14 protein-coding genes and 3 pseudogenes are annotated in these 19,329 nt (G+C 40.0%); 11 read left to right on the top strand and 6 right to left on the bottom strand.

The window, feature by feature from the left end; translation table 11 throughout:
* Nucleotides 1–121: 121 nt before the first annotated feature.
* Together MHH52_RS18470 and MHH52_RS18465 are read right to left on the bottom strand one after the other, a co-directional pair.
* Nucleotides 122–889 carry a DUF418 domain-containing protein gene (locus tag MHH52_RS18470; RefSeq protein WP_340003937.1) on the bottom strand — a complete coding sequence of 256 codons (768 nt, stop codon included), beginning with the start codon at nt 887–889 and terminating at the stop codon, nt 122–124.
* Nucleotides 890–1,095: 206 nt separating this feature from the next.
* A pseudogene (locus MHH52_RS18465) lies at nt 1,096–2,336 on the bottom strand (IS110 family transposase).
* A gap of 276 nt (nt 2,337–2,612) precedes the next feature.
* On the opposite strand from MHH52_RS18465, the pseudogene MHH52_RS18460 reads away from it, so the two are divergent.
* The 8 genes and pseudogenes from MHH52_RS18460 to MHH52_RS18425 form a co-directional block, all read left to right on the top strand.
* A pseudogene (locus tag MHH52_RS18460) lies at nt 2,613–3,299 on the top strand (transposase); the annotation flags it as partial.
* Between the two features lie 1,060 nt (nt 3,300–4,359).
* The gene (tyrS, locus tag MHH52_RS18455; protein ID WP_313637797.1) at nt 4,360–5,622 is read left to right on the top strand and encodes a tyrosine--tRNA ligase; all 1,263 of its coding nucleotides are present in this window, start codon (nt 4,360–4,362) and stop codon (nt 5,620–5,622) included.
* A 40-nt stretch (nt 5,623–5,662) separates the two neighbouring features.
* Complete coding sequence (locus MHH52_RS18450) at nt 5,663–6,364, top strand: protein rep (protein WP_313637653.1); 702 nt, start codon at nt 5,663–5,665, stop codon at nt 6,362–6,364.
* 533 nt (nt 6,365–6,897) lie between these two features.
* Nucleotides 6,898–8,316: a tyrosine-tyramine antiporter gene (tyrP, locus tag MHH52_RS18445; RefSeq protein WP_340003936.1), complete on the top strand. Its 1,419-nt coding sequence runs from the start codon at nt 6,898–6,900 to the stop codon at nt 8,314–8,316.
* A gap of 59 nt (nt 8,317–8,375) precedes the next feature.
* The gene (tdc, locus tag MHH52_RS18440) at nt 8,376–10,241 is read left to right on the top strand and encodes a tyrosine decarboxylase (RefSeq protein WP_340003935.1); all 1,866 of its coding nucleotides are present in this window, start codon (nt 8,376–8,378) and stop codon (nt 10,239–10,241) included.
* Nucleotides 10,242–10,333: 92 nt separating this feature from the next.
* Nucleotides 10,334–11,158 carry a pyridoxine/pyridoxal/pyridoxamine kinase gene (gene pdxK, locus MHH52_RS18435; protein WP_340003934.1) on the top strand — a complete coding sequence of 275 codons (825 nt, stop codon included), beginning with the start codon at nt 10,334–10,336 and terminating at the stop codon, nt 11,156–11,158.
* A gap of 96 nt (nt 11,159–11,254) precedes the next feature.
* Nucleotides 11,255–12,631 (top strand): Na+/H+ antiporter NhaC, encoded by a 1,377-nt coding sequence (gene nhaC, locus MHH52_RS18430; protein ID WP_340003933.1) that lies wholly within the window; start codon nt 11,255–11,257, stop codon nt 12,629–12,631.
* Between the two features lie 146 nt (nt 12,632–12,777).
* The gene (locus MHH52_RS18425) at nt 12,778–13,092 is read left to right on the top strand and encodes a YerC/YecD family TrpR-related protein (RefSeq protein WP_313637663.1); all 315 of its coding nucleotides are present in this window, start codon (nt 12,778–12,780) and stop codon (nt 13,090–13,092) included.
* 103 nt (nt 13,093–13,195) lie between these two features.
* On the opposite strand, the gene MHH52_RS18420 is transcribed toward MHH52_RS18425, so the two are convergent.
* The 3 genes and pseudogenes from MHH52_RS18420 to MHH52_RS18410 all read right to left on the bottom strand — a co-directional run bounded on the left by MHH52_RS18420 (nt 13,196) and on the right by MHH52_RS18410 (nt 15,169).
* Nucleotides 13,196–13,609 carry a histidine kinase dimerization/phospho-acceptor domain-containing protein gene (locus tag MHH52_RS18420; RefSeq protein WP_340003932.1) on the bottom strand — a complete coding sequence of 138 codons (414 nt, stop codon included), beginning with the start codon at nt 13,607–13,609 and terminating at the stop codon, nt 13,196–13,198.
* Nucleotides 13,610–13,630: 21 nt separating this feature from the next.
* A pseudogene (locus tag MHH52_RS18415) lies at nt 13,631–14,047 on the bottom strand (response regulator transcription factor); the annotation flags it as partial.
* A 174-nt stretch (nt 14,048–14,221) separates the two neighbouring features.
* On the bottom strand, nt 14,222–15,169 hold the full coding sequence (locus MHH52_RS18410) for an AraC family transcriptional regulator (protein WP_340003931.1): 948 nt from the start codon (nt 15,167–15,169) through the stop codon (nt 14,222–14,224).
* Between the two features lie 95 nt (nt 15,170–15,264).
* Here MHH52_RS18410 and MHH52_RS18405 point away from each other — a divergent pair, with 95 nt between their 5' ends.
* The 3 genes from MHH52_RS18405 (at nt 15,265) to MHH52_RS18395 (ending at nt 18,921) form a co-directional block, all read left to right on the top strand.
* Complete coding sequence (locus tag MHH52_RS18405; RefSeq protein ID WP_340003930.1) at nt 15,265–15,696, top strand: hypothetical protein; 432 nt, start codon at nt 15,265–15,267, stop codon at nt 15,694–15,696.
* A gap of 69 nt (nt 15,697–15,765) precedes the next feature.
* Entirely contained in the window at nt 15,766–17,208 is a 1,443-nt protein-coding gene (locus tag MHH52_RS18400) for a hypothetical protein (protein WP_340003929.1), read from the top strand.
* Between the two features lie 312 nt (nt 17,209–17,520).
* The gene (locus MHH52_RS18395) at nt 17,521–18,921 is read left to right on the top strand and encodes an ADP-ribosylglycohydrolase family protein (protein WP_340003928.1); all 1,401 of its coding nucleotides are present in this window, start codon (nt 17,521–17,523) and stop codon (nt 18,919–18,921) included.
* 217 nt (nt 18,922–19,138) lie between these two features.
* On the opposite strand, the gene MHH52_RS18390 is transcribed toward MHH52_RS18395, so the two are convergent.
* Nucleotides 19,139–19,318 (bottom strand): histidine phosphatase family protein, encoded by a 180-nt coding sequence (locus MHH52_RS18390; RefSeq protein ID WP_340003927.1) that lies wholly within the window; start codon nt 19,316–19,318, stop codon nt 19,139–19,141.
* Between the last annotated feature and the right edge of the window lie 11 nt (nt 19,319–19,329).

The raw sequence follows: 19,329 nt of genomic DNA, 5'->3' as shown, positions 1-19,329 counted from the left end.
TCATGTTGTGATCTGTCGCCTAAAAGTTAAAGCGCTTAAACTTGAGAACCCCTTTTTATAAGGGGTTTTTGGGTTGGGAAAATAAATTCCGACTTGCATTAAGAGGAGGAAAGTGAAGTTTTTATTGTTTTGTTCCAGGCTTTTTTCCATAAGTCATCAAGCGCCAAAGCTTTTCTAAGGGTCCCATGGAAAAAAACTTGAACCAGATTGTGCTAAAAATGATTTGAATAATATAAATCAGAACTGCGATGTAGAGAATATCTTTTGGTGAAACAACTTCGAGACCTATAATTGAAATGATTGCCGTCCCTATAATGCTTTGTGCTACATAATTTGTAAACGCCATTTGACCCACCCGTGATATGGGTTTCAGGAATTTCACCATTTGTTTATTTTCTAATAGTAGAAATAATGTTGTTAAGTAGAACAAAGTGGTTGGGAGAGATCCTAAGCCCGTAACTGAATCTACATTGCTGTTCCCATTTTGAGAAGCGTTCCAAATCCATAGTGAAAAACCAATGAACAAAAGAAATGATACCATTTGAATCCCTCTAATTGCTTTAGACAATTCTTGTATGTGTGTCAGCCAACCTGACTTTGCAGTTAAAAAACCAGCTAAAAACATAATAAAGATTAGCATAGCGTCATTAGAAAAAATATCAAGGATAGATGATATAACCCCTAGAGAGGGTAAAAATATTTTTGACACTAAGGAAATGATGTAAATGGATGTCATACCCACAAGCCACTTTTTAAGTGTAGAAACCGTTGTGTGATAAAAAGGGATCAGAAACAATCCGATAATGGCGTATGCGGGCAGAATGGTTCCCCAAAAGATAAATACATGAATGATTCCCAGCAGCAAAAGGATTAGTAAACGTCTAGCCATACGCCATCTAGGTCTATCTCCCCGGCTTTCGGCTCTTGAGGCGAAAATGTATAGACCTACTCCAAATAGGAATGAAAAAATAGAAAAGAACTTTTTTTACGTAAATGTAAGGATGCACACGAACAAGAGTATGAAGAGAGGATGGAAAAAAGGCAATAGGATGTCCGGGACTTATTGAAAAAAATTTAAAGCTTGAGTGACAAGAATTAAGAGACTTCTGGCTCCGAATCAAGCTGCACATTGTAGCCCAAAGATGCTAATTGTTTGACTAACCGTCTTGCTCTGACGTGCTGATTCAGATGATCCAAGTAATCTACACCTAGTTCTACATAAGGTTGCTGTCGAAGGAGCATGTGATAAATCATGGTGAGCATCTTGTGTGCCGTTGCAATCAGCGCCTTTTTCTTACCACGACGGGCAGCTAACTTCCAGTACTTCGAAGCTAAATACGTTTTTTTCGTTCGGGATGCCGCCCACGCGGACTCGGCAAGGATGGATTTTAGGTGTGGGTTGCCATGGAGGATACGTGAGGACTTTTTTTTCCAGCACTTTCGTAGTTGCCAGGGGATAAACCGGCCCAAGAAGCCAAGTGGCGCTCGGAATGAAACTGAAGCATGTCCGCACCGATCTCAGCTAAAATGGCGGAAGCGGCAGTCACATCCACGCCTGGAAGAGTTCGGAGAATTTCGATTTCGACACGATAGGGTGCTAAATGTGAGTCTATGGTTTCATCGAAGTCCTGAATGGAATGCTCCAGGTGAGTAAGATGCTGCCAGGATTGAGCGAGAAGAAAACGATGATGGGAAGAAAGTTTACCTTGCAGTGCATCCATGAGTTGGGGGACTTTGTTCTTGATTTGTCCCTTGACGAGGGAACGTATGGATTCCTCATCCAGTCTGCCATTGTCCATGAGTTGGCGGAGCAAGGCGCGTCCCGTCACACCAAACACGTCGGAGATTACGGAAGCAAGTTTGATGCCAGCAGATTCCAGTACCTTCTGGATACGATTTTTTTCTGCGGTCATGTGATGAACCAACTTCTTCCGATGGCGCGTAAGTTCGCGAAGTTCCCGGATGTCTTGAGGCGGAACGAAGCTGCCCTCAATAAGGCCAGAGCGAAGGAGTTTGGCGATCCACTCCGCGTCGGAGATATCTGTTTTACGCCCAGGAACATTCTTGATACGCTGAGCATTGGCGAGTCTAATCTCACAAGACTGTTCGAGCACATGATAAACAGGCTTCCAATAAACCCCTGTACTTTCCATAGCCACGTGGGTGCAGGAAGCAGCTTGAATCCAGGCCTCAAGCTCATGCAAGCCCTTGGACATTGTTGAAAAGGTGCGAATTTCTTTGTGGGGACGATCTTGGAGGTTGCCGCTTAAGAGACAAGCCACGACCGTATCCCGGTGGACGTCGAGTCCACAACAGTGTTCTAAAATTGCTTCCATGAAATAACCCTCCAAACGAAATGTGTGGAGGGACAGAGTAGGCTGCTGAGAAAGTAAGGATTTTTTTACACGTGCTCATCCGAAGATGGCGACAATGGGTTGTGCTCATGACCAGCCGTAGACGGTTTTTTGTACAGGGTTATACCACCATTAAAGACCTCGTGTTTCTTCTGTCCCTCTATTCATAGAATAGACAGAAATGGTTGGATTAAGACATGGGTGGCAATGAGCAAATAACATTTTCATTCTGGGATGTGAGCCGAGGGCTCATGAAAGTTTTTTGGCTATAAAACACATATTGCAATGAATGAAGAACGTATTATTACAGCTGCCGTAGTTACAACAGGTGAAAAAAGTGATGGGAAACAACTCCAAATACTAATCGAAAAAAGTCGCAAAACGGGCATGGATATCGATACAGTCATTGGCGACACAGCCTATTCTGAGAAAGAAAATATTCAGTATGCCAAACAAAATGAATTGCAACTCATATCCAAATTACATCCGCAGATTACTCAGGGTACTCGTAAAAAAGAAGATGAATTTGAGTTTAATAAAGATGCAGGGATGTACGTTTGTAAAGCAGGGCATATGGCAATTCGTAGGGCACGTACGGGGAGAAAGAATGTAGGAAAAAATCAAAAGGATACTTATTATTTTGATATCGATAAGTGTAAGCAATGCCCCTACAAAGAAGGATGTTATAAAGAGGGAGCACAATCAAAAACCTATTCAGTGAGCATCAAATCCACGGAGCATAGTGAGCAGCAAACTTTCCAAGAAAGTGAATATTTTAAAGAGAAGGCAAGAGAACGTTATAAAATTGAAGCAAAGAATAGTGAACTAAAACACAGACATGGGTATGATGTGGCATCTTCCTCCGGTCTCGTCGGCATGCACATGCAAGGAGCAATGGCTATATTTGCAGTAAATCTCAAAAGAATATTGACGCTATTAAAGTAAAGAGCATAAGGAATACATAAAATAAAGGCGAATTCTCACTCAGAATGGAGGGGAATTCGCCTTTAGCTGTTTAAGCTCATTTTACAGATTCTTAAAACACACGTTTTTCAGTGGCCTCGCTTGATGCTGCAGGAGCTTTTTTAATTTGATTAAAAATCATTCTCAAAAACTGTGTGATGCCGATTAATCGCAAGTATGCGAAAGGGGAATAGCCTATCTTATGATTATGGTCACGGCTCCCGAATGGCGAATACATGCCGTAATACAATATTTTACATGGAAATATCTATTGTAAAACTTTGAATTTTTCGTCCATCATTAAACTCCCATAGTACGATTTAGTTCACTACTGATTGCTCGCTTATCACAGGATTTCACTAAAGTGTTAAACGTGGATGTATCAAGGGCGAAGGATAGTTTTTCGTAATATTAGGTCAACCAGAAACATGTGGGAAGCATAAGCGCCTTATTATGTGTAGACGACATATTATAGGGAGGACATCTCTTCTTTATGGTCAGTGGAAGTTTGAAATTCTTACAATTTTTCTATATTAATCCAGACAAATTTTCATGACCGAGCGACTTTTTCGCATACGTCTCACGCAGACTGCCGATCAGCTTTTTAAGGCGTTTACGGTCGGGGCTATCGCGTTTAATTCAGAAGAATTTGCCAATATGGAAACTGTTAATTGACAAGCTCAATTTTATTGTCTATAGTATGGATAATCTTATACACGGTATACGTCGAAGGAATTAGTAGCAAGCTGTCACTGTTAATCAGAAAACTAGGGGATGATGCGACCTAGTACAAACAGTCTTGTGAATTACACTCTGGAGTATCTTAGGTAACACTAAGCGAACTGGCAATCGATATCATTGCTAAGAGTGGTATGAATAGTGACTGCAGCACTATTTATGCAATTTGGGTGGTAACACGGTTAATTAATCGTCCCTATGTCTAGTTGACATAGGGACGATTTTTTTTATGGACTGACGTTACCTTACGTATAAGAGATTAACCATACTGTAAAACCAAAGGAGCTGGGTGACCATGAATAACATGAACATTATAGACGAGCTGGAATGGCGCGACGCGATTAACCAACAGACAGATGCAGAAGGATTACGCGAATTAGTTAGTGAGAAAAAGATCGCCTTATACTGCGGTGTAGATCCAACGGGTGACAGCATGCATATCGGACATTTAATTCCGTTCATGATGATGAAACGTTTTCAATTATTTGGACATCATCCGGTTATCTTAATTGGTGGAGCAACAGGTACAATCGGTGATCCAAGTGGACGTCAAACAGAACGTCAACTACAAACATTAGAACAAGTGCAAGATAATGTTAACGCGCTAACAGTACAAATGAAAAAGTTATTTGAAACAGACAGCGACAATAAACTGGCAATGGTAAACAATTTTGACTGGACTCATAAAATAAACATCATCGATTTCTTACGTGATTATGGCAAAAACTTTAGCGTCAATGCGATGCTGGCCAAAGATATTGTTGCAAGTCGTCTAGATAGTGGGATTTCATTTACCGAATTCTCATACCAAATTCTTCAGTCCATGGACTTCCATCATTTGTTTAAAGAAGAAGATGTTCAATTACAAATTGGTGGAGCCGATCAATGGGGTAACATTACAAGTGGCCTAGACTTGATTCGTAAAAAAGAAGGTCCAAATGCGAAGGCGTTCGGATTAACAATTCCATTAATGCTAAAAGCGGATGGTACAAAATTTGGTAAAACAGCAGGCGGGGCTATCTGGCTAGATCCTAAGAAAACAACACCGTTTGAATTCTTCCAATTCTGGGTGAATACAGATGATCGTGATGTTATTAGATACCTGAAATTCTTCACATTCTTAACTAAAGATGTGATTGGTGAATTAGAGAATAAAGTTAAAACAGAACCTGGTAAACGTGAAGCACAACGAGTACTTGCTGGAGAGATGACAAGATTCGTTCACAGTGAAGAAGCTTTAGTACAAGCAATTAAAATTTCGGAAGCCTTATTCAGTGGAGATATTAAATCATTAACAACAGATGAAATTGAGCAAGGATTTAAAGAAATGCCTACTTTTCAAGCTACAAAAGAAACTAAGAATATTGTGGATTGGTTAGTGGATGTAGGTATTGAACCTTCTAAGCGTCAGGCAAGGGAAGATATTGTAAATGGAGCTATTTCCATGAATGGTGAACGATTGGATGATGTAAACATGGATGTGACCATGGACAAAACATTTGATGGTCGGTTTATCATTATTCGTAAAGGTAAAAAGAGCTACAGCCTTGTGAAATTAGGGGAATAGCATATCGTAGCTATTTTCATGGGGAAGGTAGGGAATAACCATGCTGGTATCATGGAAGAGATCGCTACAATTAGCATATTATAATCATTACTTGATAACACAGGTTAATAAAGAGAAACATGTCAATTGGTTGATAGTCGAGCTTGGTTTAGATAATGTAACGGAAGAGAATATCAATAAAGAGTTAGATCATATATTAATTGGATTTAATCGTTTGTTTAAGTATAAGAGTATAACGCAAGCTTCACTTGGTTATTTTAGAATGTTAGATATCGTGAAATCAGGTGACCTATATTATCCTAGAATCTATGTCTTACTCCCAATGATCAAAAGTTATTTTCAAGGTAGATATTATATCAAGCATGATAACTGGGTCTCCTTGTGGAGTAAGGCATTGAATAGGGAAAATAACTTATTTGTGAAGATGAAAGTAGTTAGTTCTAAAAAGGATGATCATGGTATTGTTCTAAAAATGGAACAGGGTTTATCTATCCTTCATGATGTAGAAAATACTAAGATTCCTGTTAACTTTAACCCACAACTTGAATCACGAAGATTAATAGGATACAGCAAATTATTAAAAGATGTAATGGATCAAATAGAATCGGATCAAGCCTTTGATCTAGACATGGATCGATTCGATGTAAAAGATTCAATTGCCAATTGTGCATTTGAGAATATGTTAGAATGGCACCCAGGCTTTAGATTTAAAGAGAACAACCCCTTTTCCAATTTAAAATAATAAAGAAGGGAGAACATCATAACTGATGATCTTTCTATAGCGAAGAGTGACGCAAGAGGTCACTCTTCTTTTTGTGTATTCTTTCAAGCAGTAAGAAACTAATTATTCCATATAATCTTCCGCTAAAACAAAATTGTAAAAAAGATGTATAAAAATAACATTTATACAAAACCGATTAATCCACTCTTCTTTTATGATTTAACTTGTAAAAGCATAAAACCATTAATGCATTTATCCATAAGTCAATAAAGGCTTTAATTCGTTAAATAATAAGTTTTTCGGAAACCTTAAAATACCTTGTTAAATCAACGTTAATTAACTCATTGACAAAACAATAAAGAAGGCGTAGTCTTGATCCTGTAAGTTAATCGATTAACGTTAAACATAAATTTAGGATTAAGAAAGGCAGCTTTTTGACAATGGGATTGTTGCATATTATGCACAAAATATCCCTTCATAGTTTGTTTCAATACTTCCAATATTGAAGAAACTGACCATTTGGAAATTGAAAAAGAAGAAAGAAGGATGTAATCATGGCCAGTTCAAAAAAATTAACCCTTTTCGGATTGATTGGTATTACGATGGCGTTCTTTGGTACGGTACGTAGCGTACCATCGCTTGCTGTTACAGGTTGGACTCAAATCTTCTATATGCTTGTTGCAGCAATATTATTTGCACTTCCTATTGCATTGATGTCAGCTGAACTTTCAACAGGGTTTCAAGAAGATGGTGGACCTCAAGTTTGGGTGAAAAAAGCAATGGGAGAAAAATGGGGATTTGTTACCTCGTGGTTATTATGGGTTCAAATGTTCTTCGGAATGGTAATGGTTGCTTCCACAGTAGGTATTTTACTCGGATATGTCATTAACAAACCAGATCTTTCTTCCAATAATATCTTTATATTTGTGATTATTCTAATCTCCTATTGGGGAGTAACCTTATTAAATCTCAAATTTGATATGGTTAAAATCGCCGGTAATTGGGGAGCAGTGATTGGTGTTTATATTCCATTTGGTTTCCTAATCATATTAGGTCTTATCTATATGATGAAACACGGGATTCAACCAGATAACTATTTAGGCCATTTTAAAGCAAGCGATTTAGTTCCGAATTTCAAAGATTTAGGTAGTGTTGCTTATTTATCAGCAATTATCTTTATTTTCGCAGGGGTTGAAATTTCATCCGTACATGCGAACAATATTGAGAATCCAAAGCGCAACTATCCAATTGCTGTAATTTCTTCGGTTATTGCACTTGTAATTCTTAACCTTATTGCTGGGTTGACCGTATCTAATGCTGTTCCACAAGGGAAAATGGAACTTGCTAATATTACACAACCCTTTGTTATTTTCTGCAACGATTTAGGAGTTCCAGCTATATTTGTTAATATCGTCTCAGCTATGATCTTGATTGGTGTATTAGTGCAGTTAAGTGCATGGGTTCTTGGACCGAGCAAGTCAATGATTAAAGTTGCTGATGAAGGAAATTTGCCTAAGTTATTCCAAAAGAGAACAAAAAAGGATATTCCAATCACTTTTGTTATGATCCAAGCGATTGTTATTTCATTAGTTTCATTTCTTTACGTAGTTGTTCCAGATGTTAATAGTGCATTCTTAATTATTACCATCACAACAACTATTTTATACTGTATTGTTTATTTGTTAATTGCGATCTCAGCTATTCGTTTACGCTACAAAATGCCTGAACTGAATAGACCTTTTAGATTGGGTAACAAAGGGAATGGATTAATGTGGTTTGTCTCACTTCTTTCTATATTAAGTGTTATTATCACGATTATTGTGAGTATCATTCCACCATCTATTCTTAAACCAAGCCAATACACAGGATATATGATCTATCAAGTCGCAGCTACACTTGTAATGATTGCGGTCGCTCTTATTATTTACAAGCTTAAAAAGCCGGAATGGAAAAAAAATGATTTAGCTGATTAGTTGTGAGAAATAAGTTTGTGAAATTAAATACTAAATATATTGAACCGGAGGAAAATAAAATGAATTATCCATTACCAGACATCAACTTGAAAGCATTATTCTTAGGCAGTAAAGGTGAAAATGTCGATATTTTTAAAGAATCCTTAAATAAAATCATAGATGAACATGTGGGCTGGCGTCAAAACTATATGCCACAGGATATGCCTGTTATTACCCCTCAAGATAAAAGCTCGCAAAGCTTTCAAGAAACGACTGATCATGTACGTAGTGTGTTTAATGAATTATCTTCCAAGCTTCGTACAGAATCGTTGCCTTGGCACTCGGCAGGTCGTTTCTGGGGTCATATGAATTCCGAAACTTTAATGCCGTCGATTATTGCTTATACAGCTGCAATGTTATGGAATGGTAATAATGTAGCTTATGAATCATCTCCAGGTACTTCCCAAATGGAAGAAGAATGTGGACATGAATTTGCTAAACTGATGAGCTATAAAGCAGGGGAAAGCTGGGGACATATATGTGCCGATGGTTCCATCGCGAACTTAGAAGGTCTATGGTATGCAAGAAACATTAAGTCTCTTCCTCTTGCAATTAAGGAAGTAGCTCCTGAATTTGTAGAGGGTAAATCAGAGTGGGAATTACTGAATATGTCTACAGAATCAATTCTTGATATTCTAGATCAAGCTTCTGAGAAAATGGATGAAATCAAAGCTCACTCTGCACGTAGTGGAAAAAATCTTAGCAAATTAGGAAAATGGTTAATTCCACAAACAAAGCATTACTCTTGGTTAAAAGCTGCTGACATTATTGGTATTGGACTTGATTGTGTAGAAGCTATCGATGTTGATAATGAATATCGTATGGACATTGTTAAATTAGAAGCTAGGATCCGTGAACTCGCTGCACAAAACATTCCAATTCTTGGTGTAGTCGGTGTAATTGGTACAACTGAAGAAGGACAAGTTGACCGTATCGACAAAATCGTAGAACTTCGTGAAAAGTTGGCTAAAGAAGGGATTTACTTCTATATCCACGTGGATGCTGCTTATGGTGGATATGCACGGGCTATCTTCTTAGACGAAAATGATCAGTTTATTGATTTCGATAAAATTGATGAAGTTTATGCTAAATATAATATTTTCACAGAGAAAAATGCATGGTTAACTGAAGACATTTATAATTCCTTTAAAGCTATGAGTCAAGCGGAAACCATTACAATTGATCCGCACAAAATGGGTTATATTCCTTACTCTGCTGGTGCAATTGTTATTAAAGATATTAGAATGCGTGAAGCGATCTCTTACTTCGCAACATATGTATTCGAAAAAGGTGCAGATATCCCGGCATTACTAGGTGCTTATATTCTTGAAGGTTCCAAAGCAGGTGCAACTGCAGCAGCAGTATGGACAGCTCATAAAGTATTACCATTAAACGTAACTGGTTATGGTAAATTGATTGGTGCAAGTATTGAAGGAGCTTATCGCTTCTATGAATTCTTGAAAAACAAACAATTTAAAGTTGGCGATAAAACAATTACTATTTACCCACTAACAAAACCTGACTTTAACATGGTTGATTATGTATTTAATGAAGAAGGTAATACTGATTTAGCAAAAATGAATAAACTAAATCATGATTTCTTTGATTATGCATCCTATGTTAAAGGTGGATTATACAACAACGAATTCATTACTTCTCATACAGATTTTGCTGTACCTGATTATGGTAACAGTCCAATGGCATTTGTTCAAAGTCTGGGATTTAGCGAAGCTGAATGGAATCGTGAAGCTAAAGTAACGGTCTTACGTGCTTGTGCATTATCGCCATATGCTCATAATAAAGAAGTGTTCGCAGAGTATGCTGAAAAGATTGAAAAGGCGATTCAAGAAAAACTTGAAGCTATTTATTTGCACGAACAACAGTAATTAAATTGAATAGTTGGGATGCGTAACTTTATTAAAAGGTTTGCGCATCTCTTCTATTTTTTAAATTTGAAGACTTTTTGGGAGTGAAAAAAATGACTATAAAAAAAGTATTATCGATTGCCGGTTCTGATTCCAGTGGCGGAGCAGGCCTTCAAGCGGATTTGAAAACATTTGAGGAATATGGAACTTTTGGTCTGACTGCCATCACTGCCATTGTCACAATGGACCCCGATAATAATTGGAGTCATCATGTAGAACCTATTGACTCTGAACTTGTGAAAGCTCAATTAAAAACTGTTTTCTCTGGTAAGCCCGTAGATGCCATGAAAACAGGCATGCTTGGATCTATCGATACAATTCAGATTGTTCGTAATTCCATTGACATACATCAAATAAAAAATGTAGTGATTGACCCAGTTATGGTATGTAAAGGTGAAAATGAACAATTACAACCTGAAAATGGACGGGCCATTCGCGATCTACTTGTACCAAAGGCAACAATAGTTACGCCAAATTTATTTGAAGCATGCCAATTATCAGGCATGAGAAAGTTAAGCACAGTTGCTGACATGAAAGAAGCTGCTTATAAAATTATCGAGCTTGGGACAAAATATGTTGTAATTAAAGGAGGGAAATCTCTAGAAGATCATAAAGCGATCGATCTTCTTTATGATGGTTCAGAGTTTACACTGTTTGAATTAGCTAAAATAAATACGAATTATAATCACGGAGCTGGATGTACATTTGCTGCAGCTATTACAGCAGGACTTGCTAAAGGATTATCCGTAAAATCAGCAGTAGAAAAAGCAAAAGTTTTTACAACTGAAAGTATCAAGTATGGTTTTGCTTTTAATAGATTCGTTGGACCTGTTTGGCATGGAGCCTATAATAAAGCGAATCAAGGTTTGAATATTTAAAAATACTGTTAAAGATTCAAAATTGTTTATGTCTTAATCTTTGTCTTAACTTGACTACACTTCATTTAGATGGTCATGAATATAAGGAGTGTCACTATGAAAAAAAGTGTAACTATAAAAGAAGGCATATTTCTTTTAGCTGTAATTTTAGCGATTATAGGAATTTGTATTATTGGCTTAAGTTTGCCTCCTCAAATTCCTATTTTATTTTCAATTGGTATTATTATGTTATTTGCAGTGGTTAAAGGTTTTTCGTGGGATGTTATTCACAATGGAATATTAAACGGAATTCAACCTGGCATCATTCCTATCCTTATATTTATGCTAATAGGGGCCTTAATTAGTGTCTGGATAGCAGCAGGGACAATTCCAACGATCATGGTTTATGGATTCTCGATTTTATCCGCACAATTTTTTTTACCCTCCGTTTTTATTATTTGCGCGATCTTAGGAGTAACCGTTGGTAGCTCATTTACAACGATTTCAACTGTTGGTATTGCCCTCTTCGGGATGGGACAAATCATGGGATTTAATCCAGCAATCACTGCTGGCGCAATTATTTCAGGTGCCTTCTTGGGTAACGACATTTCCCCTTTATCAGATACAACCAACCTTTCTTCTGCCATTGCTGAAGTAGATATGTTTGATCATATTCGCAACATGATGTGGGTTACTATTCCTTCGATCATTGTTTCAATTGTTTTTTTCGGATTGATGGGTCACCCTAGCGGTATCTCAACTGGAAATAATATTGATGAGTTAGTTAATACAATACGCACTGCATTTCCTAATTCAATTATCACATTAATTCCTGTATTGGTATTGTTCTTGTGTGCTTGGAGAAAAATACCTGCAATTCCTACTCTGTTATTAAGCATTGTCACTGCAATTGGTGTCTGTTATATTTATGCTCCACATACTAGCCTTACTTCAATAGCCAATATTATGCAAAATGGATTTATTTCAAAAACAGGTGTGGCAAGTGTGGATGTTCTACTTACTAGAGGCGGCATTCAAAGTATGATGTGGTCGGTTTCACTTATTCTTCTTGCTTTAGCGCTTGGAGGATTACTCGTGGAGTTAAAAATTATTGAGACGATTATTTCAAAAATTCTAAGATATGCTAGTACAAGAGGTAAATTAACCTTAATGACTGCTTTAAGTTCCATAGGAGTAAATATCCTTCTCGGCGAAGCTTATTTGTCAATTATTTTACCTGGTAAAGCTTTTAAATCCCAATATGATAAAATTAACTCGAATCCCACAAATCTTTCAGCAATTTTGGCCAATGCAGGAGCAGCTGTCAATGCGCTTGTTCCATGGGGAGTTAGTGGTGTATTTATTATGGGTACATTAGGTGTTAGTACATTGGATTATTTTCCATTTGCTATCTATTGTATCGCCGCCCCCGTTATTAATATTCTGATTGGATTTATGGGTGGTAAAAAAACAGCTAAAGCGACTTCTAAATAATTTTATATGTCCTGCCATACCAGAGAAAATATAAAATATTTGTAGATTACTTGAAAAAATTACATGAATGCTTATTAAAGAGAGAATATCTTGAAAGAGCAACATTTAAAAACGAAGTGTGATAATATGAAATTGGAGGTTGATACATGATAATAGATAAACTACGTAGCCAAGACCTTGATGGATTATTTGAGATGATTTTAATGCTTGAAAACATAGAAGAGTGTTATTTATTTTTTGATGACTTATGTACATTAAATGAAATTAGAACGATACTTCAGAGGTATCAGGTAGCCAAAATGCTATATAATAATAATACTTACAGAGAAATCGAAGTAGAGACGGGTGCAGGATCAGCAACTATCTCACGGACGAAGCGATCCCTAAATGACGGAAATGATATGTATAATGTTCTCTTTAGCCGTCTGAAGAAGGAAAATAATACTTCCTCGCTGCAGTGAAATGTTTCGGGATTGAGCCATCTGGGGAGGGGTAGTTCACGATCAGCCGTTCGCGAACTTGGTCCAGAATGGTACAGCCTAATTTGGAGGATGGATATCTCAGTTACTGTAGTGTATGTATGAACTGTACCCGAAAGATGGACACATTGGAAAAGTGACCTCTCTCGGGTGTTTTTGCATTTATAATTGGCCGATTGGAAGATAGCTGGTGATTACGCAAACGCATCGTTAAATTAAGGTCATCTAACAAATCTTTCATATACATAGATTTACTCTTGATAATTGATGTATATTCCTGTAATTCTTGGGCTGTTAAATCTGTGGCACTGTCGTTTATAAATTCTGCATAACCTTGAATAGAAGCAAGTGGTGTTTTCATGTCATGCGAAACATTGCTAATCCATTCCTCACGCATTTGGTCGAGACGCTTACGTTCCTCTTCATGTCGATCGAGCTTTTTACATATTTCATTCATATTACGAAAAACATCTTCATAAACGCCTTTGGGAGTAGGCATTTTCTAAAACGTCGTTCCCTAGGGGCCAACTTGCAAACTTTTTTGAACCTTTTTTTCCTCTTTAAAGCCAGCCCTTCTCAGTTGCGCCTTTACCCGATAAGCGACTTCTTTCGGAATGAACGGTTTAGTAATATAATCATCGCTACCTATCGCCAATCCTAAAAGCTTATTTATTTCCTCATCCTTTGCAGACATAAATAAGATCGGTGCATTTGATGTTTCTCGAATTTTCCTGCAAAAATCATATCCTTCTCCATCGGGCAGCATAATATCTAGCAATATAAGCTCAGGATTATGCTCCTGAAACTTGTCCCAACCCTCTGCAACTGTCCCAGCAGTTACAACGTTTGCAATACCTTCTTTATGTAAAACTGTCTTCATCAGACGTGCTAAATCATCTTCATCGTCAATGATCAAAACCCATTTATGACTTACCATTTGTTTCCCTCCATAACACTCTTTATCTACATTATAAAGTACTTTATTTCTTTCGTGAAAAATTCACGGTTCATACCCATGAAGCCGCTGAACACTTTTCAAGTATTGGAATAAACCCCTGTTTTATTCGATGAATCAGACCTGCTAAAAATAGATTAATACGAATATTCCCAATCATATATTCACATACGTATTAATCGGATAAGGGATGTCCTGTGGGATTTCGTTAAAAGAGATATGATGCATCCGCGGGTCTGTGTACCGTTCCCTGTATGCGGTTGCATTCATCCCTTTAATCCGGGAGAAACAGCGGGAGAAATACAGCGCATCCCCAAATCCGACGGCAGTTGCGACTTCCTGGATCGTGAAAAATTCCGTCGTGAGCAGCAGGCAGGCTCGCTCCATTCTACGAATCAGCAGCTCTCTGGTGGGACTATTGCCGAGGTGCTTCGTACACATCCGGGCGAGATGCTCGTGGGACCATCCGACATGAGCTGCTATATCAGGGATACTGATTCGCCGTTCTAAATTCTGATCCATATATTGAAGGGCTTTGCGAAGCTCGCTGGGGAACTTATATTCGCAGGCTGCCACGGATTCCCCCTTGAGCTTCACATTGTTCTTTTCCTGACGGTCTAACAAGTCAAGCTCACCAAGCAAGGCAATTAACAAGCGTTCTCCTTGTAGAATACAAAGCTTCTGTTCGTTGACGCTGTGAGCGAGGCGCATGACATGGTTTATCATCACCTTCAGCAGCGGATTCGTTTCAGATGGGAAAATCGAAGCGCCTGATGCTTTAAGGAATTTAAAAGGAAGCTCCTCGGGACCGATCAAAAAATGAAAGAACAAATGACGTGTGCTTCTGTCCGGATCAAAAATGTACTTATGGCGTTCAAAAGGACGGGTCACCACAAAGCAAGGCTCGCATAGGATCCGGTTCTCGCGGTCGTTCTCGTATCGGGTTGCTGTTGGATATGGAAAAAATACAAGCTCATAATTGGGGGGGGTTGCACGAGGGCCGAGACTCCATCCGGGTTTTACGATGAAATCCCCAGCCTGAGAGATTGCAATTCGATTCACAGCCATCACCTCGTCCCTCATGATAATATCAAATTTGTCCATAAAAAATAAGGATCTGTTTATAGTCGTGTAAGGGCTGAAAATATACAATTGTGTTGAGGGGACAACAATACTGGTATTTTCGGAGGCGTGGAAATATGGCTAATTGGGAAAAGCGAAGGATCGATTTTCGGTACGGTCCGGATGTTATCCAGACTTGTATCGGTCTTGTAGACGATGTTCACAAAACGATCGTGCGTGAAGATGGAAGCATGAATTACAACTTTAATCAAAATGCACACCAGACTAGAAATGAGATGCCGCAGTCACTACTCATCCCCACAATCGAGCGCAACTTGTGTTTCAATCATAGGTATAAGCCAGTTTTCCAACACCGGGATCGGCTCGTTCGTGTTGATCAAACTTACGGGGATCCACGAGCAGCCATAGTGACAACAACGGAAAAGTATGAGCAAAGCGAGTTGACATGGACGGTATTCGCCTACCGGGGCAAGGATAGACTGCGTGCCGATGTGATCAGGTGGACATTAACTGCTGCGGAAGGTTTCGGTCATGCGGGGACCCGGTGAGAATGGCATCGTTCGGTGAAATGGAGAATGGACCAATCTTAATCGGAACGGGAGACCTTACAATACTGGTTGGAAGTGAAGCCTTTTCGAGAAAGAGTTACAATTCCGGATCCGCAGATCATGGAAATGCTGGAAGCGTGCGGACGCAATATCCTGCAAGCCCGTGAAATCAAGGACGAGATCTATGAATTTCAGGTAGGTCCTACTAGTTACCGAGGGCTATGGATGCTGGACGGACACTTCCTGCTGGAAGCGGCCCACATAATGGGAAGATCGGAGGAGGCATACCAGGGCTTGCTCGCCGTACTGAAACGGGCTAAGCCGAACGGATCTATCCGCATCATTCCCCAACATGACAAGGAAACCGGAATTGCCATGGCAACGCTGGTGCGTCAGTGCGAGCTGATGAATGATGACGATCGGCTGCGTGAGCTTTGGCCAATGCTTCAACGAGGACTAGCTTTTATCCGGACACTTCGAAAAGAGGCTAAAGGGCTCGGTACGGAGTACCCTGGTTACGATTTGTTTCCTCCTGCAATTGGCGACGGCGGTATCTGGTATCATCCGGAGTATACGACTCCGCTGTGGATCATGTTCGGTTTGAAGTCAGCCTATCTGGCAGGAAAGCGGCTTGGATTGGATGGCATTCTGTCATTCAAAGCGATGTTCGATGAAATAATGGAAGGGTTTCTCCGATGGACGGAGCGGGATATGAAAGTAACAGAAGGCGGCAGCCGTTATTTCCCGATGTGTATGGAGAATGTTCCAGCCAACAAGCCCCAGACGGCCAATTGGGCGTATGCTCATGCAATCTATCCGGGCGAAGTGTTGGGTGCTGATGACGAATATGTAAGCGACTTCCTCTCCCTAATGGATGAGGTGGATGATGAGCAAGGAATCCCCAAGGAAACCGGATGGACGAAGGATCAGTCCCTCTGGGGGTATTCGAGCATGTTCTATGCACAAGTATGGCTGTATGCAGGCCGGCCGGATAAAGCGATTGATTACCTGTACGCCTTCGCCAACCATGCCGCGCCAAGCCGGGTATGGATTGAAGAACAGTATTTCAAGGATAGCCATTCCAATGAACACGGAGGCGACATGCCTCACAACTGGGCTTCGGCAGAATTTATCCGGTTGGTCCGGCATTTATTGGTCATGGAAAAAGGTGAGGATTTGGTTGTTTTTCCCGGACTTCCTGATGAATGGCTGCCTGATGACACCCCATTGGTATTGGAGAATACGCCGACCCGGTACGGTCTTATCACCCTAGAGCTGCATCGCGACGAAGGCCATGGATATCGGCTGACCTTCAAGCGGTTGGCAGGCTCCCAGGTTCCTGAACGGTTGATTATTCATTGGAACGGTCTTCTCCTCGATGCGGATGCGGAGGTAGAGAGGCAGGGAACAGTTATTGTCCTGCCAGGCGATAGGATGGACTTTACCCTACATTTGGGGGGAAGACAGAACGAAATCAATTTAGCATCTGACCATGGGGGGACAACGGTCTAGTTGAGAACGTAAATCATCATTGAATGGCTTGTAGAACGGCAGATCCGAAGCAGCGTCACAAAGTCCCACAACAATAAATGAAAAGTCACCATACCTTTTACAGCACGCTTATATCCCTGGAAGAAGCTTCCCCGGTCTTGAGTCGAGGGAGCTTCTGTATTTAGCTTTTTTTCATTTTTCGTACCACTGTTATTAACAATAGTTTAGTGTTAGAGTGAGGAGTGTCATTAAGCCAATGAGGAATCATTATTGGTACTTAGAATTTGAGGATACATTTAATGTAGATTAATAATCAGACAAAGGAGATACAGTATGCTACCATCACTCACATTTCTTAAACGTCAATTGGAGGGAATTCTGCGCAATAAATTCGAGCAGGGGCATCAAACCTCGGGTTATTTAGCCAAGCTGGAACAGCTTCCCGCAAGCTATGATGCCTATCTGGAATTTGCTCATAGTTTGGCAGCTATTCCAATGAGGGACAATTGGTCTTACTATGAGCCGAACGATTTAGAGGAGATATGGCGGGAATGTGATCCGACTCGACCTCTCGGCCAGGTAGGAATCCTGAATCTGAAGGAAAGTTCCAAGCGGGTAGAGGCGGCATTCCTTGCTTCAGTCTGCGGCTCAATGCTGGGTAAACCAATCGAGGTAAACCCCAGCTTGTCGGAATTGCGTCAAGCGCTAACTTCCGTAGGGGAATGGCCACTGAACGATTACATTTCTGAAGAAGTTCTCCATGCTTTGGATCGTCGTCATTGGTCCTGGTTTGAGACGACGCGGGGGCGAATTCGTTATGTGGCACCTGATGATGATATCAATTACACATTAATGGGAATGATGGCGCTAGAACAATTCGGTGATGGTTTTACGAAAAGAAATTTAAGAGATTTATGGATAAATCATCTTCCGATAAGTACAACTTGGGGTCCGGAGAGGGCCATCTTGGTTCGATCTGGGATTAGCTATTTGGAGCATGATAGGGAACTATTCAATCATTCTGAAATAGAGGCTTGGCCCGACTTTCTGGTGCAAGATACAGAACTATGCGGGGCGGCGATTCGCGCAGATGCTTACGGCTATGCCTGCCCCGGTCAACCCGCTCTTGCCGCTGAGCTAGCTTGGCGTGATGCAAGTTTTACACATCGCCGGACGGGTATCTACGCCACGATGTTCATTGCCGCTGCAATTGCTGTCGCGCACGTGCTGCGCGATCCTATTGAAATAATAAGTACTGCACTGCAATTCGTACCTAGAAGGAGCCGATTCTATGAGATTACTGAGGATTGCCTGCAGATGGTAGCGAATGCAGATAACTGGTTGGAAGCTTATCAGAGCATTAACCATAAGTATGCGAATTATTTCCACTGTCAGGTTTATCAGGAAATAGGTACCTTAATTAATACATTTCGATTTGCAGACAATGTCGGTGACGGGATATGCAAGCAGGTGATGCAAGGCAACGATACGGACAGCTTTGGAGCAACAGCTGGCTCTCTGCTCGGGGTTTATTTCGGTTCTGATAGCTTGGAAACAAGATGGCTTGAGCCTTTCCAAGACCGGATTCATACGGGGTTATCTAATTTTCATGAGCAAAAACTATCCCGTTTGGCTGAGCGGATAGGGCGTTTGCCAGAGCTGTTGCACACCCGCCAACATCGAATTCAACCCAGCGAGCTCTATGTAAATGAGAACACGGATTTAGGCTTTTGAGTTTGATTTCATCAAAAAAATGTTTGAGAAATCTGTTACTACCATTCATTAAGCTCTTGCAGATAAGTGTCACAGGAGATTCGTGATTTTTTTCTTGTTTGATTTCTTCGAATTGGCGGCCAATTTGGCTGTGCATCATATGAATGGAAATGAGGAGGCAAAGACAGTAATCAGGCTTGGGGAGCCGGTGAGCAAAGATTAACCGAGAAATAGTAGATTATTCCCGGTAATGAGCAGTGTCACCATATAAATCAACGTTCTGGACGTCATTATGAATAGTAACTTTGCATAGAGCAGTTGGGTGAATGTCGGGCATGGTCCCGATTTCATGCAGCTGTTTATTCATAAAATAGCTCATAATCGCTTTTAACGTGATTCGGTGAGTAACAATAAGCACTTGTTGACCCT

The organism is Paenibacillus sp. FSL K6-0276 (genome assembly GCF_037977235.1).
Classification (GTDB): Bacteria; Bacillota; Bacilli; order Paenibacillales; family Paenibacillaceae; genus Paenibacillus_AQ.
The sequence above is the reverse complement of the archived record's forward strand: the minus strand, read 5'-3'. Positions and strand labels throughout refer to the sequence as shown.

Coding starts and splice junctions, on each gene's coding strand:
- tdc (WP_340003935.1), top strand. CDS start 8,376: ATGAATTATCCATTACCAGACATCAACTTGAAAGCATTATTCTTAGGC.
- nhaC (WP_340003933.1), top strand. CDS start 11,255: ATGAAAAAAAGTGTAACTATAAAAGAAGGCATATTTCTTTTAGCTGTA.
- pdxK (WP_340003934.1), top strand. CDS start 10,334: ATGACTATAAAAAAAGTATTATCGATTGCCGGTTCTGATTCCAGTGGC.
- tyrS (WP_313637797.1), top strand. CDS start 4,360: ATGAACATTATAGACGAGCTGGAATGGCGCGACGCGATTAACCAACAG.
- MHH52_RS18420 (WP_340003932.1), bottom strand. CDS start 13,609: ATGCCTACTCCCAAAGGCGTTTATGAAGATGTTTTTCGTAATATGAAT.
- MHH52_RS18470 (WP_340003937.1), bottom strand. CDS start 889: ATGGCTAGACGTTTACTAATCCTTTTGCTGCTGGGAATCATTCATGTA.
- MHH52_RS18450 (WP_313637653.1), top strand. CDS start 5,663: ATGCTGGTATCATGGAAGAGATCGCTACAATTAGCATATTATAATCAT.
- MHH52_RS18405 (WP_340003930.1), top strand. CDS start 15,265: ATGGCTAATTGGGAAAAGCGAAGGATCGATTTTCGGTACGGTCCGGAT.
- tyrP (WP_340003936.1), top strand. CDS start 6,898: ATGGCCAGTTCAAAAAAATTAACCCTTTTCGGATTGATTGGTATTACG.
- MHH52_RS18395 (WP_340003928.1), top strand. CDS start 17,521: ATGCTACCATCACTCACATTTCTTAAACGTCAATTGGAGGGAATTCTG.
- MHH52_RS18410 (WP_340003931.1), bottom strand. CDS start 15,169: ATGGACAAATTTGATATTATCATGAGGGACGAGGTGATGGCTGTGAAT.
- MHH52_RS18425 (WP_313637663.1), top strand. CDS start 12,778: ATGATAATAGATAAACTACGTAGCCAAGACCTTGATGGATTATTTGAG.